We start from the raw sequence: 16,107 nt of genomic DNA, 5'->3' as shown, positions 1-16,107 counted from the left end.
AGGATTCTGGCCGGTCGGGGATGGCGTCACATCGTCTGTTGGGACGAGAGGCAGCGGGGAACGGGAGGTTCGCGAAAGCCCGGCGGGACGACGCGGGCATGCGGGAGGACCGGGAAAACCCGGACGGGTTGCCGTCGGGCTGTTGCCGGGTTGTTGCCGGATCCTTGCGAACCGGAAACGGGATCAGTTCATCGACCGTCTGCCCCGTGCATTCGCAGCGGCAGGAAGGTCATCACGCGCACGCCGGTGCGGCCTTCGATATGCATCCGGTGGTCGACACGGGGAGCCGGAGCGCTATGCCCCGATCCCCGCGCTGCGGTTCACGCCGGCGCGAACCGCACGCGCCGCCACGTATCCGGATCGACGCACACGCCTTCGTTGTCCGGCGTCACTTCGACGAGCCCGTGCATTTCGCCGCGTTCGCGTGGAATGCACACGAGGTCGAACGACCAGATGCCGTCGAACACGTTCTCCGGATTGCCGAGGAAGTTGAGGCGATTGAACACGGGCGTGATGAAATACCAGACGCGGTAGTCGAGCGCCGAGAAACGCTCGAGAAACGCCTTCGAGCCGTCACCCGTGTAGTGATTCAAGTATTCCAGATAGACGATCGGACGATGCCGGCGGAGTGTGTCACCCGCGCCGCGGATCAGGTTCGGCTCGAAACCTTCGACGTCCGCCTTCAGGAAATCGACCCGCGGCAAGTCGAGCGAGTCGAGCGTGCGCAGCGGTACCGGTTCGGTGTCGCGATTCGTGCCGAGCAGCGACGACGCGCCGAAGTTGTTCGGCGAGCGCGGATCGAAGACCGGGAACGGCACCGAGCCTTCCGCATCGCCGACCGCGCACTGCAGCGCGCGGACGTTCAACCGCTGGTTCAGCGCGAGATTCGCACAGAGCAACTGGAACGTATGACGCTGCGGCTCGAGCGCATATACTGCGCCGCGCTCCCCGACCGCCCGGGACAGCATCACCGTGTGCGAGCCGAGATTCGCGCCGGCCTCGACGACCGTGTCGCCTTCGCGGACCATCTGCGCGAAGAGGAACGACTCGGGCTCGGACCACTCGCCGTACAAAGACAGGCTGCGCCCCACAAATTCATCATTCGAATTGAACAGCATCGTGCCGTATCGGCATCGTTGTTGTGCGTAAAGCGTCATCGCGTCCCCGTTTGTTTTGATTGGTTTTCCGCGCGATTATACGGGGTAAAAAGAAACGGTTCGGGCAGGCCACGCGGCTAGTCGAACGGATTCGGCAACCGCACGCCGGTGTGCGAGAAATCGTCGACGTTGCGCGTGACCACGGTGATGAGATCGTTGATCCGCGCGGCGGCCGCGATCGGTTTGTCGCGTTCGTGCGCTGGATCGGGCACGCGCAGACGAGCGCGCAACCCGCAAGGATCTTCTTCAGCGCGGCTCAATACCCCTCGACCTTGAAAGAGAACGTGAGCGCGGTATGCGGCGATCCCGACGTGATCGTCACGGCCTGGTTCGTCGCCGACACCCAAAATGGAACCGCAGCCGTCGTTGGCGTAGCCTGAACGCTGACGACGGCATGCGGAAACCCTGCCGTCCGGTTGCCTTGATAGGTGGGGAATGTGAATGAACCACTCGTCGCGCCCGCCGGGATCGTGATCTGCCCGGCCTGCGTGATCTTTCCTGAATTGTCGACCTGGACATATCCGGGTGGGCTCTTCGTGAAATAGAACTGCCTCATCCCGGCCGGCGCATTGTCCTCACTCCACCAGAGCGTCGATCCGGGATCGACCGTCGGCATCGCTTGCGAGTTCTCGGCGTCGTACCATACGATATTGTTTCCCACCGCAGGATAGGCGAGCGGCTTGCCGGACGCGTCAACCCCCTGCGAATAAACGCCGCCCTGGTTGCCGTGCTGGCTGCCCCCCGTGCCGACCAGATAGAACGTGTTGTGACGCGTATTGGCATACGGCGACGTATTCGAGCCATTCAGCACGAGCCCTTTCGCGGTTCCATCCTTCGCGTTGTATAGATTGATCACGTCAAACCGTTCGCTGTCGTCGCCATTCAGCACGATACCGGGCGAATTGAAATAGACGGCTTGAATCAGGAAGAAGTGATTCCAGCAGGCATTGTGATCGTAAGCACTGTGCGTGATGAGCACCGACCCGTCAGTCGGCAGCGTTTGATACCCGGAAATATTGTAGAAAATGTTTCCCGTGACGTCCGAATTCTCCGTTGCCGCCGGCGAAATATCCGTCTGCACAAAAGCGGTAGCCCAGTGGGCTGCACGAATGTCGTAAGTCCCGTACCGGGCTGAAATCAGATTGACAGCGATACCGCCACGGGAATTGTTGCCATCCCAGAAGATCCCCATGACGCTGTTGTCTTCCGTCTTCTGATCACCGGACGGGGCGATCGTCAGCGCAGTGCCACCGCGCGGGCCGACCCAGCGATTGATCGTCGTCGCGTTGATCTTCGGCGCATTGTCGTTGTATCCACCCCCTCCAGAACCGATCAGCTTGACGGCCGGACAGTTGATCGTCACGTTGTGGTCCCAGAGATATGTGCCCGGCGGCTCATACACCGTCTTCTGCGACGGCGACACACACGCGTAGTTGATCGCATTCTGAATCGCCGTCGCGCTCGGTCGTGTGCCGGTCGGGTCCGCACCGAATGCGATCACCGAAATTTTCTGTTCCCGCAGAATCGCCTGCAACGCGCGATCGCTTTCGCCCACCCCACCGAAATTGAACAGTAACGACGGATTCGATGCAGATGCCGCAAGCGATGTGAACTTGCCTGAAGCCGGACGCGCACTCCCGATCGTCGCGCCGTTGATCGCACCGCCCTGGATCGAAGCCGTCCGCAACGCATCGTTAAGCTGCGTTGCAGTCAGAAGCTGCCCAGGCACACCCTGTGCATGCGCTGGATCGAACACTGCCGCTGCAACCAGGAGGCCTGCGATGCTGCGAAGCCTCGTGCGGAAAATTTTCATGCTTGTTGCACTCCTTGTTACGAGCCGCCCGGTGCCGCTCAAACGGCACCCTGCATTGCTTGAATGGTTGTTCCCGTGTTCACCTGCTTTCTCCCAGCGACCAACCCATCGCTTCCCGACCGACGATGACACCGGATTGCCACACTTTGTTCCGCAACGCATTCACGGAAGACTGACCGTTGCTGTTCGCACCGAGGCCAATCGTCTTCCCTCCGTCGCCGACGCGTCGTTGTCGTTCGACAAGAATCAGGCATTCGGGAATGCGATCGGGAGAAGCACGGAACGAGGTGAAACGCGTTCGAATTGTCCGCCGACATCGACATGGAAACGGTCGAATTCGAAACCGGGCGGAGCTGCTCGATGCCGATCTTCAAGGCGCTGTCGCGCAAGTTCCATGAAGACGCGATACGAAGGCGCTACTCGGCCATATGGCTGACGCGTCGGCCGAAACCTATGCAGATGCGCGAGGCGTCACGACCATTCAGGTGAAGGTGAGTTCTTGACGAATTCTGAACAGATTCAGAACATGCCCTTGTGCGCCAACGGTTTCCGGCCGAGCGCAGCGGCCAGAATGGCCGGATATTCGCCCTCCGCACGCCTGCCATTGGCCGCAGCCTGCTCGAGCAGGCGCTGAACGATATCGTCCACGTCACGCACCAATAGATTTGCCATGATTCCCTCCATCCAGGCCGATATCAATGATAGTGCCATGACACCACTTGCAATCACGGCTATCACCACCATTGACGGAGGGAGGACGGTGGTTGGCGTCGGCGAACGGCAATGGGGCGCATGAATCCTTTCGACATGCGCCGCTCGCCTGACACGTCGAACCGCTGGGTGCAAGGCAAGCCGGATCGGTCCGGCGGGAAAGACGGCCGATCAGCCAGTCGTCCCATCCGTTGAAGGCACGCGCAAACCGCCGCCGCACGCCGCGCTCGCGACGGTCGTCAGTTGCCACCCTTGCCGGCACCCGTTGTCCCGCCCGTATCGGCGCTGCCGGCCATCCCCGCCCGGCACACGCAACGGGAGCGCAACCGCTCAGAACCGATACGAAATCCCGATCTGCAAAACCGGATACCACCGATAGCGCGACATCACCTGCCGCAGCGAATCCAGCCCGCTCGAGACCAGGACCTGGCTCTTCGCCGGCCCGGCCGCGGCCGCCAGTTCCGGCGACAGCGTGTACGAACATTTCGGGATCCCGTACGCAACGCCGAGATCGGCGACGAATCCGAGCCCTTTCGACGCCGGCCGATGCCCGTAGCCGATCCCGACGTACGGCATCACGGTCGGATAGCGCGCTTCCGCCACCGCATACATCCCCGGCATCGCCGGATAGCGCTTGCCACCGAACACATAGGTGCCGTTGGTCGGCACCGATACGCCGCGGATATCGTCGTCGTTGAAGCGCATCCCGAGCGTCGCCCGGAAGCCGCTGCCGTGCCACGGAAAGATGTCCGCGTACAGGCCGCCCTGGCGCAGCTTCAGGTCGTCCTGATAGCGATTGCCCGCCACCGTGAAGTCATGCGAAAGATCGATCGCATTGAAGTCCGCATGCGCCCCCAGGATCGAATTGAAGCTCACGGCCGCGCCGATACCGACGCCCTGCGTGCCGCCCTGCAGGTAGATCTCCTGCGCATGCGCGCTCGCGGCGCACATCACCGCGACCGCTGCCCATTGGTTCACCGTTATTTTCACGGGCGCCTCCCCCGACATGTGTCGGGCGCGCCTCGCCAACGCATGCGGCCTGTGCCGCCCTGCGTGATGCGAACCCCGACACGACACCTTGCAAGCACGCTTGCTGTTCTACGGATCGGGCACGCGTTGCCCCGTGCGCATGGCCGATACGACATGCGCGGCTGGTGCGCCACCCCACGCGGCGCCCGCGGCCCGATCCGATTCCCCGATTGTTTCGATGTCGTTGCATGCCGACGATGCGTTCATCGTTGTTGCCCATTCCGTTTGCACCGGCGGCACCGGGTCAACCGCAAAGCGCGTGCCATACGGCGCAAACCGACGCGGGACAAGCGTCACCGCAAAACACGGAAGGTCGCGCGGGCGGTAACAGGAGGAAATGTTTCAGGCGCGCATCCTTATTCGGCGGTCGATGCCGGGACACGCGATCCGCCGCGCCGTGCATCGGTGCCGCAACGCGTGCCGAACGAGGCGGGACGGCCTTCAGCGCATACGTGTCGTCGTTGTCGTCGAGCGCGTGCGGCGCCATGCATTGAAGAATGCGTTGCAAGAATGTGACCTCGCGCCGGTCGCGCGCGAGGCCGATGTGCGATCGCGCGTGGCAATGCAGGGTGAATACCGATGCGTGCGCATCCATCTTGTCCGCGTCGTGCACCGGGGAGATAAGCGCGCCGAAACGATGCGCGGCAACCGGTCGACATATCGACCCGCGTCGTAAACGATTTCAAGCGCGGGAAAGGCAGGTCATGTCGGCGCCGATGAAGCTCGATACGGGAGCGCAATCGCTCGACCACGCATTTCGGCACCCCGCTACACTCCATACCCGGGCCGAGACAGCGCCCCGGGCAAGACCATCGAATTCACTGTCACGGCATGACGGTAGAATCGGCCGGCGCATGTCGCAACGGGCCACGCCGGTTGTCCGAATGGCTGAACCCGTCTACAAAAAACCAACGGCGTCGAACCAACGCCGATCCAATCCGAGAGAAACCGAATGAACCAGGACGAAGCGCAAGCGCTATGGCAACGCCGCGTGCTCGACTACGCCGAAGCGATCAACCGTTACGTGGCAACCGGGCTCGCCCAAGGCTGGGACGAGGCCGGCGATGCCCCCGAATTCTCGAACAGCGACGACCTGCTGCCTGCCTGGCTGGCATCGCTTCGCGAAGCCAATGCGTCCTCCGAGCGAAAGGACATCCGGGCTCAATGGCCGCTCGCGCATGAACCGTTGATGCCGTTGCTGGAGGAAAACGCGCAGAGCATTGCGGCCGTGCTCGCGCTGCGTGACGGTGGCATCCTCGTGCGCCTCGGTGCAACGTACGAACCTGGCAAGGTTCTGCATATCGACGGCGACACGATCACCGACATCCCGGACGTCCTCTTCTTCGGTCGCTGCCCGCGCCGGCGGTTCTTCGCCGTCGCGCGCGAGCAAGGCGTCGAGGTGACGGACGGCTGGCAAGGGCCGCGTGTTGCATGGTGCTCCTGGCCGACGGGCCAGGAAGGCATACCGGAGGGGTTCGACGTCCCGCCGCGCGAAACACACCCGAAGCCGACCCGGCTCATCCCGTTTCCGGACGGCAAGCGCGTGCTGCTGGTCTCCGCCGACGGCACATACGTCCTGGACGAACAACGCGCGCATTTGCTCCTGCCGACCCAGGAGCAAATGCAGGAGCATTTCGACTGGCTCCGCAAGAACTACCCGGACGACGCGCCCGACGTGTCGCTCGACATGGAGCACGGCGCGCTGTCTTCGGACGGATCGCTCATTGCAGTCGGCGCGCAGGACGGCGAGCATCGGGTATTCGACGCCCGCTTGCAATGCATCGCGACAGTCGGCCCGCACGGCGAGTATCCGCACCATGCCGTGTTCAGCGCCGACGGCAGCGTGCTCGCGCTGAACGCCTGCCACTTTTACAACGGCGCCACGATCGGCGTACAGGTCGACAAGCTTCCCGGGCTGCACTCGGATTTCTACGAGGACGCAGACGGCGTGAAAGTGATCGAGGGCAACGCACGCGTCTACGCATCCGCCGCGCGTCGCGACGAATTCATCCTCGGCGATGCCGGCGGCTATCTGCGCGCGGTCGACACGGACGGCAACGCCCGTTGGCAACATTTCGTCGGCTCGACGATCTGCGACATGGATCTGTCGGACGACGGCCGAACGCTCGTCGTCTCGACCTGTGCCGGCTACGTGTCGATTATCGAACTGGATGCCGGGCGGCAGCAGCCATACCAGATCGGCAACGGCATGCATCTCGAACGCCGGCGCTGGCTGTTCTGGAAAACGGAGCCGGCACCGCTGGCGTGGTGATCGCGACCCTCGGGTTTCCCCGCGTCGACGCTGACATGAAGCGGTCCGTCACCGGAATCCGCAAGCCGGCATGACGGCCACACGATGCCTGCTCCTCGCTCATGGGGCAGGCATCGCTGCAGCGCGCTATCGGAATCGCGGGCGCGCACTGCCTGCCCGCAGCACCTCAACCGTCACAGCCCATACCCGCCCGACACATTCAACTGCTGCCCGGTAATGTAATTGGCCCGGTCCGACGCCAGGAACACCGCCGCCCGCCCGACGTCGTGCGCCTTCCCCCAGCGCTTGAGCGCGAGCATCTTCTGCGTTTCGTCGATCCACGCCTGGTCGAACTGTCCCTGTTCGAGCAGCACCGGAAACATCCCGGCCTCGATCACGCCGACCAGGATCGAATTCGCACGAATGTCGTAACGCCCCTCCTCGCGTGCCAGCCCCTTGACCAGCGCTTCGTTCGCCGCCTTCGGCGCGACCGACAGCCCGTCGCGGTCGGGCCAGCGCAGGTGCCCGGCCGACCCGAGCGTCACGAACGATCCACCGCCCGACGCGCGGAAGTGCGGCAACGCGGCTTTCGCCGCCACGAAGAAACCGATCGTCTCGACGTCGATCGCGCGGCGCCAGTCGTCGTGCGTCATGTCGCCGATATGACGCTGGTTCACGAGCGGCCCGGCCGCCCAGACGACCGTGTGCACGCGGCCGTGCGCGCCGATTGCAGCAGCGAGCGCGGCGTCGACCTGGACATGATCGGTCACGTCCACGCAGTGCGTGGTCGCCGCGACGCCTGCGCCGCGAATGTCGCGCGCGACGCGCTCGGCCACGTCCGCCTTGCTGCGGTAGCCCAGCGCGACCGGCACGCCGGCGCGCGCAAACTCGAGCGCAACCCCCTGCCCGATCCCGCCGCTGCCGCCGAACACCAGCACCGCGCCCGACGGAAACCCGTTATCGTTCATGCGTTCATCCCGTTCGTGTGACGCGGCGGCGCTCAGGCCGCCGCCTCGATCCCCGCCCGCAGACGGTACTTCAGCACCTTGCCGGCGGCACTCGTCGGCAGTTGCTCGACGAACGTGAAATGCCGCGGCACCTTGTAGTTCGCCATGTTGCGGCGCGCCCAGTCGTTCAGTGCGTCAGCGTCGGCATGCATGCCCGGCCGCAGTACGACATACGCATGCCCGACCTCGCCGAGCCGCGTATCGGGCACGCCGACCAGCGCCACCTGCGCGATCGCCGGGTGCGCGGCGAGCAGCCGCTCGATCTCGGCCGGATAGCAGTTGAAGCCGCCGACGATGAACATGTCCTTGATGCGGTCGGTGATCTTCAGGTTGCCGTTCGCATCGACACAGCCGAGATCGCCCGTATGCAGCCAGCCGTCCGCATCGACGGTCTCGCGCGTCGCGTCCGGCTGGTTGAAGTAGCCGCGCATCACGTTGTAGCCGCGCACCCAGATCTCGCCGGTCTCGTCCGGCCCGAGCGGCGCGCCGCCCGGCCCCGCGATGCGCAATTCGACATCCGGCATCGCGCGGCCCGACGTATAGGCGACCGTCTCCGCATCGTCGCCTTGACGGCACAGCGTCGCGAAACCGCACGATTCGGTCAGCCCGTAGCCGGTCAGCACCGTCTCGAAGCCGAGCTCCGCGCGCATCCGTTCGATCAGGCTCGGCGCGATCGCCGCCGCGCCCGTGACCGCGATCCGCAGCGACGACAGGTCGCGCGTCGCGCGATCGGGTGCGTCGAGCAGCGCGTAGTACAGCGTCGGCGGGCCGGGCAGCACCGAGATGCGGTCATCGGCGACGCGCCGCAGCACGTCGGCTGGCTGGAACACGAGGTGCGGCAGCACGGTCGCACCGCTCGCCAGCGCGGCGAGCCAGCCGGCCTTGTAGCCGAACGTGTGGAAGAACGGATTGACGATCAGGTAGCGGTCGTCGGGCCGCACGCCGGCGATTGCCGCCCATGCCTGCGCAGCGCGCAGGTTCTGGCCGTGCGCGGTCATCACGCCCTTCGGGCGGCCCGTCGTGCCGGACGTGAACATCAGGTCCATCACGGTGTCGGGCGTCACCTGCGCCTCGCGTTCGCGCACCGCGGCCAGCGGCACCGAGGCGCCGCGCACGAGGAATGCGCTCCAGGTTTCGTCGCTCGCGCCTGAAAGCGGCTCGCCGTCGAACACGACGACGCGCTCGAGCGTCGCGGGCCGGTGCGGCGCGAGCATCGCCGGATAGGATTCGCCGAGGAAGGTGCCACAGCAGAACAGCAGCCGGGCGCCGCCGTCGTGCAGGATGCCGCCCACCTCCATCCCTTTCATCCGCGTATTGACCGGCACGAGGATCGCGCCGACGGTGTGGATCGCCAGCGCCGCGACGATCCATTGCGGCAGGTTCGGCGCCCACACCGCGATGCGGTCGCCGGCCGCGATGCCGCTCGCAAGCAGCGCGCGCGCGGCGTCGAGGCGTGCCGCGTCGAGTTCCGCGTAGGTCAGCCGGCCATGCGCCGATTCGATCGCCGGATGCGCGCCGTAGCGCGCGGCTGCCCGTGCGATCAGCGCGGGCGTGGTCAGGATTTCGTTGTCCATCGTCATAGGCATCAGGTGGCCGTGCGCGCCGCCGGCGCGCCACGGCTCAGTCGGGAAACACCACGCGCAGCGCGTCGCTCGCGGGCCGTGCGCAACAGGCGAGCGTCCAGCCGGCCGCGATCTCGTCGTCGTCGAGCACGTGGTTGCTGTCGAGCGCCACCTCGCCGCGCTCGATCCGGCACATGCACGCGCCGCATTGCCCCATCCGGCACGAATTCGGCGCCGGCACGCCCGCGCGCAGCATCGCGTCGAGCAGCGTTTCGCCGGGCGCGCTGTCGAACGCGAACGCGTCGCCGTCGAGCACCGTCTCGATCGCCGCGGCGCTCGACGTAGCCGTATCAGCAGCCTGTGCCGGCGCATCGGGCAGCGACGCAAAACGCTCCACATGCACGCGCGAACGCGGCAATCCAAGCCCGAGCATCGCGGCCAGCGCGTTCTCCATGAATAGCGCCGGCCCGCAGATGAAGGTCTCCTGCTGGCTGAACGGCCGCGCGAGTTCCTCGAGATGGCGCTGCTGCGGGATGCCCTGCACGCTGTCGAGCCAGTGGATCACGCGCATGCGGCCCGGGTGGCGCTGCGCGAGCTGCTGCAGTTCGTCGCGGAAAATCACCGAGCGTTCGTCGCGGTTCGCGTAGATCAGCGTCAGCATCCCGCGTCCGTGCACGAGCGCCGATTTCAGGATCGACAGCACCGGCGTGATGCCGCTGCCGCCCGCGAACAGCAGCAGGTCGCCGTCGAGCGTGCGCGGCGTGAACACGCCGGCGGGCGGCAGCACGTCGAGCGCGTCACCTGCCTTCACGCGATCGCACAGCCAGTTCGACGCGCGGCCGTCGCGCACGCGCTTGACGGTGATCTTCGGCGCGGCGTCGATGCCGGGCGCGCTCGACAGCGAGTAGCAGCGCGCGACGGTCGCATCCGCACAGGGCACGTTCAGCGTCAGGAACTGACCGGGCCGGTACGCAAATGCATCACGCAACGCGGCCGGCACGTCGAACACGAACGAGCACGCGTCGTCGCTTTCGGCAATCACGTCGGCCACGGTCAGCCGATGGAAGCGCGAATCGCTCATGGCCGGCTCCTCACGTCACGCGGCCGCACGGGCCAGCGGCGCGCCGGGCGTCGTGTACGCACCGTCGAGATAGACGAGCGGATCGACGTCGCCGCTCATCAGCACCTCGCGAATGCGGCCGATGAACACCGTATGCGTGCCGTATTCGAAGCGGCCGTCCTGCTCGCACACGAGGTTCGCCTGCGCGTCGCGCAGATACGGCACGCCGTGCGTCGACGTGTGCCAGTCGCCGGTCGTGAAGCGCGCCTCGCCCTTCAGGCGGCCGCTGCAATCGATCGCGATGCCTTCGTGGGCCGCCGCCAGCACGTTCACGCAGAACCCGGCGCCCGCGTCGAGCGGCGGATACAGCGACGCGCTGCGGTTGATGCAGATCAGCAGCGACGGCGGATCGGTCGACAGCGAATCGACCGCCGTCGCGGACATCGAGTAACGCCGGCCGTCGTGCGCGCTGCTGATGACCGTGACGGAGCGCGCGAGGCGACGCATCGCGAGCAGCATGTCGGTACGCAACGGATGGGTGGTGAGATCGCTCATGATCGGACTCCGTCAAGTTCAGTCGTGGATGGCCGGGCCGGTTGGCCGCCGGCGTCGGCTGCGCGAGCAGCCAGGTGGTCGGCGGCGAGATACCCGAAGGTCATCGCCGGACCGAGCGTCGAGCCCGCGCCGGGGTAGCTCGCGCCCATCATCGAGGCACTGGTGTTGCCGATCGCGTAGAGGCCGTCGATCGGCTCGCCGTCGGCGCGCAGCACGCGGGCGTGCACGTCGGTGACGAGCCCGCCCTTCGTGCCGATGTCGCCCGCGTCGATCCGCACCGCGTAGAACGGCGCCTGGTCGACCGGCCCAAGGCACGGGTTCGGCGTGTTCTGCGGATCGCCGTAGTACGTGTCGAACAGGTTGTCGCCCTTGCCGAATGCTTCGTCGATCCCGGTGACCGCATAGCGCGCCATGTCGCGCAGCGTGTCGTGCAGGCCGGCCGCGTCGACGCCGATGCGCGCGGCGAGCGCGTCGATCGTGTCGGCTTTCACGAGCACGTCGCGAAACGCGGCGGGAATCTTCGTGTCGGGCATCATCGATGCCGGCATGATCGGCCCGCACGGATACTTGCGGCGAAACCGCGCGTCGAACACCATCCACGCCGGCACGCTCGCGCCGGTGCGCGCGTGGTCGCGATACATCGCCGGCACGAATTCGGAATACGGCGCGGCTTCGTTGACGAAGCGCTTGCCGAGGCTGTTCACGATCACGCAGCCCGGCAGGTTGCGTTCGACGAACAGCGCGCGCTGCTTCTCCTCGCCCGCGACGCCGACCGTCGGCGCGCCCCACACGTGCGCCATCAGCGCCAGCGCGCCGCCGAGCCGGTGGCCTTCGGCGATCGCGTCGCCGGTATTGGCCGGCGGCGTCGCGCTCCATCGCGCCTGCGTCGGCTGCGGCAGGTAACGCTCGCGCATCGGCTGGTTGCGCTCGAAACCACCCGCGCCGAGGATCACGCCGCGTCGCGCGGTAATCGTCACGGGCTGCCCGAAGCGCTGCGCACGCACGCCCGTCACGCGGCCGCCCACGTCGAGCAGGTCGCGCATCGGCGTGTCGAGCCACACGGGCACGTTGCGGTCGAGCAGCGCGCGGCGGAGCCCGCCGATCAGCGCATTGCCGAGCGTCAGGCGCCGGTCGCGCCGTGTGCGGCGGCGCATCCCGATATCGAGCCAGTAGCGGCCGAACTGCGCGATCGCGAGCTTCATGAAGCCGGGCCCGCGCGAGAACAGCGTGTGCGCTTCCTTCGACGTCACCGCGACGCGCCCGCCGATCAGCGTGCCCGGCGACGGCGGCCGCAGCCGGTCGAACTCGTCGCCGAGCAGCCCGCCGTCGAACGGCAGCGGATCGAGCGCGCGGTAGCCCGGCATCGCGCCCGGTACCTTCTGGAAATAGTCCGCGTACTTCGGCAGCGACTGGTAACGCACGGGCGTCTTCGATTCCAGGTAGCGCAGCATCTCCGGCGCGCGGTCGAGATACGCGTCGATCTTCTCGGGTGTCGATTCGCCGGCCACGCAGGCTTCGATGTAGCCGCGCGCGGCCTCGCGCGAATCGGTCGCGCCCAGCTCGGCGATATGGTGGTTGCACGGCACCCAGATGCCGCCGCCCGACACGGCCGACGTGCCGCCGTACAGCGCCGTCTTCTCGATCACGACGACGGACAGGCCACGGTCGGCCGCGCGGCACGCGGCGAGCAGCGCGCCGGCACCCGAACCGACGACCACCACGTCGAACACGTATTGCTGTGCTTGCGGGTCGTTCATCGCGGCCTCGTCAGATGAAGAAGTCGGTGTTCTCGCGGCCGAGCATCACGGCGCCGAGGTTCTGGCCGAAGCGGTCCACGTTGTTCGCGTAGTGCGCGCGGGCCGCGTGCAGGTCGAGGAAGCGGCGCACCAGCGGATTGCGGTGATAGATGCCGTTGCCGCCCGCGTAGCGCAGCAGCGCGTTCGCGGCCTGCGCGCAGCGCTCGGCGACCTGGGCCGACTGGTAGCGGAAATGCACGCGGCGCTCGATCGACACGGCCGGGCCGCCCGTGACCGACGCCATCAGCTCCGCGAAATTGCGCTTGAGCAGCACCTGCATCTCGTCGATCGCGACGGCCGCGTTCGCGCACGCGCCCTGCGCGCCCGGATCGTCGGTCGTCTTCGCGCCGCTGTTGGCGGACACGCGCGTCGCCGCATAACCGGTGAAATCGTCGAGCGCGCCCTGCAGCGCGCCGATGCACGACGTGCACACCGCGCGCACGAAGATCTGCGCGAACGGCAGCTTGAACAGCGGCGCGTCGTTGACGGCCAGGCCGGGGCTCGTGCCCATCATCCCGTCGATCGCCTTGTGCGTGCGGTACGCGGGCACGAACACGTCGTCGACGACGATGTCGTGGCTGCCGGTCGCGCGCAGGCCGAGCACATCCCAGTCCTGCTGGATCCGGTAGTCGGCTTTCGGCAGCAGGAAGGTGCGGTATTCGGGCGGCTGGCCGGCTTCGGCCGGTGGCACCAGTGCGCCGAGAAACACCCATTCGCACAGCTCGCTGCCGCTCGAGAACTTCCAGTGACCGGACAGGCGGAAACCGCCGTCGACCGGCGTCACGCGGCCGACCGGCATGTAGGTCGACGCGATCAGCGTCGCCGGATCGTTGCCCCACACGTCCTGCTGCGCGCGCGCGTCGAACAGCGCGAGCTGCCAGTTATGCACGCCGACGACGCCGTACACCCACGCGGTCGACATGCAGCCGCGCGCCAGCGCCATCTGGATGTCGAAGAAGGTCTGCGGATCGAGCTCGTAGCCGCCGTAGCGTTTCGGCTGCAGCACCTTGAAGAAGCCGGCGGCCTGCATGTCGGCGATCGTCTCGGCCGGGATGCGGCCCTGCGCTTCCGCCTGCGCGGCGCGGCCGGCGAGCGTCGGCGCCAGCGCCTCGGCGCGGGCGATCAGCGTGGCGGCCAGTGCGTTCGAATCGTTGTCGCGATGCACGAATGTCTCCTGTGAAGCGGGTGATGCGCCGCGGCGCCTGCCCCGCTCTCGTTCAAAGTTGTTCGGCGCGGCCTGGCCGCGGGCGATGCTCGCCATCGTCGATGGTCGGCTTCGCGCCGCCGCGCCGCATCGTCCGACCGGACGACGGGCGCGGCCCGGTGCATCACGCGCAGGCGCGCTCCTTCTCCTTGTTGAAGAACGGGATCACGTGCTCGCCGATGTTGCGGATCGTCTCCATCTGCGCGTCGTGCGGCACCGTGCCCATCTGGCACAGGAACAGCACTTCGTCGACGCCGGCTTCCTGCAGGCGGCCGACATAGCCGATGCAGTCGTCCACCGTGCCGTACGCATGGTTCGGGTTCATCATCGCGAGCGCCGGGTCGGCGAAGTTCACGACGACTTCCTCCGACGCGAAGCGCGAGCGGATCACCATCTCGCCGGTGTCGGCCTGCACGAGATCGTCGCCCCACTTCGCCGGGTCCGGACGCTCGCCGCCCGTGTACCAGTACGCGAGCGATTCCATGAAATAGCGCTGGCCGCGGATGCCGATCTTGCGGGCGGCCTGGCCGTCGGCCATCACGACCGTCGGGCACAGCGCCGCGAGGTGCTGGGTCGGGCGGAAGCCGACCTGGTCTTCCGGCTTGCGGTTCGCCCACGCTTCGCGGTACACGGCGTTCTTCTTCGCGACTTCGTCGGGGCCGCCGAAGCCGAGCACCAGCGCGCCCATCCCGCGCTGGCCGGCGCGCAGCAGCGCGTCGGTGTTCGTACAAGCCAGGTACATCGGCGGGTGCGGATCCTGGAACGGCTTCGGGTGGATCGGGCGCTTCGGAATCTTGATGTACTTGCCGTCGTGCTCGATCTCGTCCTGCACGAACATCTTCGGCACGAGGTACATCGATTCGTCGATCATCGGCTGCAGTTCGTTGAGGTCGTAGCCGAACGCGCCGGCTTCCTGCTGGCTGCCGCCCTTGCCGACGCCGAAGTGCACGCGGCCGCCGGACAGGATGTCGAGCAGCGCGACGCGCTCCGCGACCTTGATCGGGTGGTTCATCGCCGGCGGCAGGCACACGACGCCGTGGCCCAGGCCGATGCGCGTCGTGCGGCCGGCCAGGTACGCAAGGAAGGTTTCCGGCGCACTCATGTGCGCATAGTTGGTCAGCGACGTGTGCTCCACGCACCAGATCGTGTCGAAGCCGACCTGCTCGGCGAGCAGCGCCTGTTCGACCGTCTCCTTGAATACCCGGTGGTCGCCCTCGCGCGATGCGTCGGTGGTCTGGGCTTCGTAGATGAGGGAAAACTTCATTGCGTGCGTCTCCATGGTTGTTGGACGAGTCGGGGTCGTGCAGCCCGCCCGCACGATACGGACGAAACGCGACGGTCCACGAATGGGAGTGTCGGCGCGCGGCCGGGTGCGGGCATCGTCTGTTCGGAGTACCGGCACGCCGGCGGGGACAGAGGGGTTTCACCGTCATCCGATCGGACTGCGTGACGCGGCGAACCGCGCGCTAGCATCGAACGGCGGCGCCTTGCGTGCGCCGGCCAACGACAAGGGAGAGAGGGAATGAAGGTATCGATGCTGCTGTATCCGGTCGCCGACATCGACACGGCGCTGCCGCTGTTCGTCGACGGCCTGGGCCTGAACGTGAAGTTCCGCGACGGCGACCGCTATTGCGCGCTCGACGGCGGCCCGCTGACGATCGCGCTGGTCGCGGGCGACGAGCAGATCGTCGAGCGCGCGGCGCTGACGCTGCGCGTCGACGAGGACGACGACCTGTATGCGGCGATGGCGCGGGTCGTGAAGGCCGGCGCATCGGTGCGCGTGCCCGTGCAGGCCGGGCCGCACCAATACCGCGCGGTGCTGGAGGACAAGAACGGCGCGCTGCTGGTGATTTCGCAGAAACGGGCCGCCTGACGCACAAGGTCGCACATGGTCGCACGCGGCCCGGCGGGCTGCACGGGCGCCGGCGCGTGGCGCCGCGCGTCGGGCCGTCAGCCCGTCAG

The 16,107-nt window shown here is 66.8% G+C and carries 13 protein-coding genes and 2 pseudogenes; 3 read left to right on the top strand and 12 right to left on the bottom strand.

The features are described 5' to 3' along the window. Positions 1-320: 320 nt before the first annotated feature. From ACN8ZM_RS34180 to ACN8ZM_RS34170, 3 genes and pseudogenes are all read right to left on the bottom strand, one after another. Complete coding sequence (locus ACN8ZM_RS34180) at positions 321-1,118, bottom strand: FkbM family methyltransferase (RefSeq protein ID WP_230624453.1); 798 nt, start codon at positions 1,116-1,118, stop codon at positions 321-323. 116 nt (positions 1,119-1,234) lie between these two features. Further along, positions 1,235-1,375 (bottom strand): annotated as a pseudogene (locus ACN8ZM_RS34175) (VapC toxin family PIN domain ribonuclease); the annotation flags it as partial. A gap of 38 nt (positions 1,376-1,413) precedes the next feature. Further along, positions 1,414-2,970, bottom strand: a complete 1,557-nt coding sequence (locus ACN8ZM_RS34170; protein WP_420213212.1) for a glycosyl hydrolase family 28-related protein — start codon at positions 2,968-2,970, stop codon at positions 1,414-1,416. 321 nt (positions 2,971-3,291) lie between these two features. On the opposite strand from ACN8ZM_RS34170, the gene ACN8ZM_RS34165 reads away from it, so the two are divergent. Next, on the top strand, positions 3,292-3,459 hold the full coding sequence (locus tag ACN8ZM_RS34165; RefSeq protein ID WP_420213211.1) for a hypothetical protein: 168 nt from the start codon (positions 3,292-3,294) through the stop codon (positions 3,457-3,459). A gap of 60 nt (positions 3,460-3,519) precedes the next feature. Here ACN8ZM_RS34165 and ACN8ZM_RS34160 read toward each other — a convergent pair. Continuing rightward, positions 3,520-3,642: pseudogene (locus ACN8ZM_RS34160) on the bottom strand (FitA-like ribbon-helix-helix domain-containing protein); the annotation flags it as partial. A gap of 369 nt (positions 3,643-4,011) precedes the next feature. After that, positions 4,012-4,689, bottom strand: coding sequence for a hypothetical protein (locus ACN8ZM_RS34155; RefSeq protein ID WP_089452824.1), 678 nt, complete (start codon positions 4,687-4,689; stop codon positions 4,012-4,014). A 973-nt stretch (positions 4,690-5,662) separates the two neighbouring features. Here ACN8ZM_RS34155 and ACN8ZM_RS34150 point away from each other — a divergent pair. Further along, a complete protein-coding gene (locus ACN8ZM_RS34150; RefSeq protein WP_420213210.1) occupies positions 5,663-6,982 on the top strand; it encodes a WD40 repeat domain-containing protein in 1,320 nt (439 codons plus the stop codon). Between the two features lie 173 nt (positions 6,983-7,155). On the opposite strand, the gene ACN8ZM_RS34145 is transcribed toward ACN8ZM_RS34150, so the two are convergent. The 7 genes from ACN8ZM_RS34145 to ACN8ZM_RS34115 all read right to left on the bottom strand — a co-directional run bounded on the left by ACN8ZM_RS34145 (position 7,156) and on the right by ACN8ZM_RS34115 (position 15,409). Next, entirely contained in the window at positions 7,156-7,929 is a 774-nt protein-coding gene (locus ACN8ZM_RS34145; protein ID WP_420213209.1) for an SDR family NAD(P)-dependent oxidoreductase, read from the bottom strand. Between the two features lie 32 nt (positions 7,930-7,961). Beyond that, positions 7,962-9,548 carry a FadD3 family acyl-CoA ligase gene (locus ACN8ZM_RS34140; protein WP_420213208.1) on the bottom strand — a complete coding sequence of 529 codons (1,587 nt, stop codon included), beginning with the start codon at positions 9,546-9,548 and terminating at the stop codon, positions 7,962-7,964. A gap of 40 nt (positions 9,549-9,588) precedes the next feature. Next, positions 9,589-10,611 carry a 2Fe-2S iron-sulfur cluster-binding protein gene (locus ACN8ZM_RS34135; protein ID WP_420213207.1) on the bottom strand — a complete coding sequence of 341 codons (1,023 nt, stop codon included), beginning with the start codon at positions 10,609-10,611 and terminating at the stop codon, positions 9,589-9,591. Positions 10,612-10,626: 15 nt separating this feature from the next. Then, the gene (locus ACN8ZM_RS34130) at positions 10,627-11,145 is read right to left on the bottom strand and encodes a flavin reductase family protein (RefSeq protein ID WP_420213206.1); all 519 of its coding nucleotides are present in this window, start codon (positions 11,143-11,145) and stop codon (positions 10,627-10,629) included. Next, on the bottom strand, positions 11,142-12,902 hold the full coding sequence (locus tag ACN8ZM_RS34125) for an FAD-dependent oxidoreductase (protein ID WP_420213205.1): 1,761 nt from the start codon (positions 12,900-12,902) through the stop codon (positions 11,142-11,144). The genes ACN8ZM_RS34130 and ACN8ZM_RS34125 overlap by 4 nt, the downstream gene beginning before the upstream one ends. A gap of 10 nt (positions 12,903-12,912) precedes the next feature. Further along, entirely contained in the window at positions 12,913-14,106 is a 1,194-nt protein-coding gene (locus ACN8ZM_RS34120) for an acyl-CoA dehydrogenase family protein (RefSeq protein ID WP_089452817.1), read from the bottom strand. A gap of 163 nt (positions 14,107-14,269) precedes the next feature. Further along, positions 14,270-15,409: an LLM class flavin-dependent oxidoreductase gene (locus tag ACN8ZM_RS34115; protein ID WP_039350902.1), complete on the bottom strand. Its 1,140-nt coding sequence runs from the start codon at positions 15,407-15,409 to the stop codon at positions 14,270-14,272. A gap of 258 nt (positions 15,410-15,667) precedes the next feature. On the opposite strand from ACN8ZM_RS34115, the gene ACN8ZM_RS34110 reads away from it, so the two are divergent. Beyond that, positions 15,668-16,018 carry a VOC family protein gene (locus ACN8ZM_RS34110; RefSeq protein WP_420213204.1) on the top strand — a complete coding sequence of 117 codons (351 nt, stop codon included), beginning with the start codon at positions 15,668-15,670 and terminating at the stop codon, positions 16,016-16,018. The last annotated feature ends 89 nt before the right edge of the window (positions 16,019-16,107 follow it).

It is taken from the genome of Burkholderia aenigmatica, assembly GCF_048627025.1.
In the GTDB taxonomy this organism is placed as follows: domain Bacteria; phylum Pseudomonadota; class Gammaproteobacteria; order Burkholderiales; family Burkholderiaceae; genus Burkholderia; species Burkholderia aenigmatica.
This window is presented reverse-complemented; position numbering and strand designations above follow the sequence as displayed.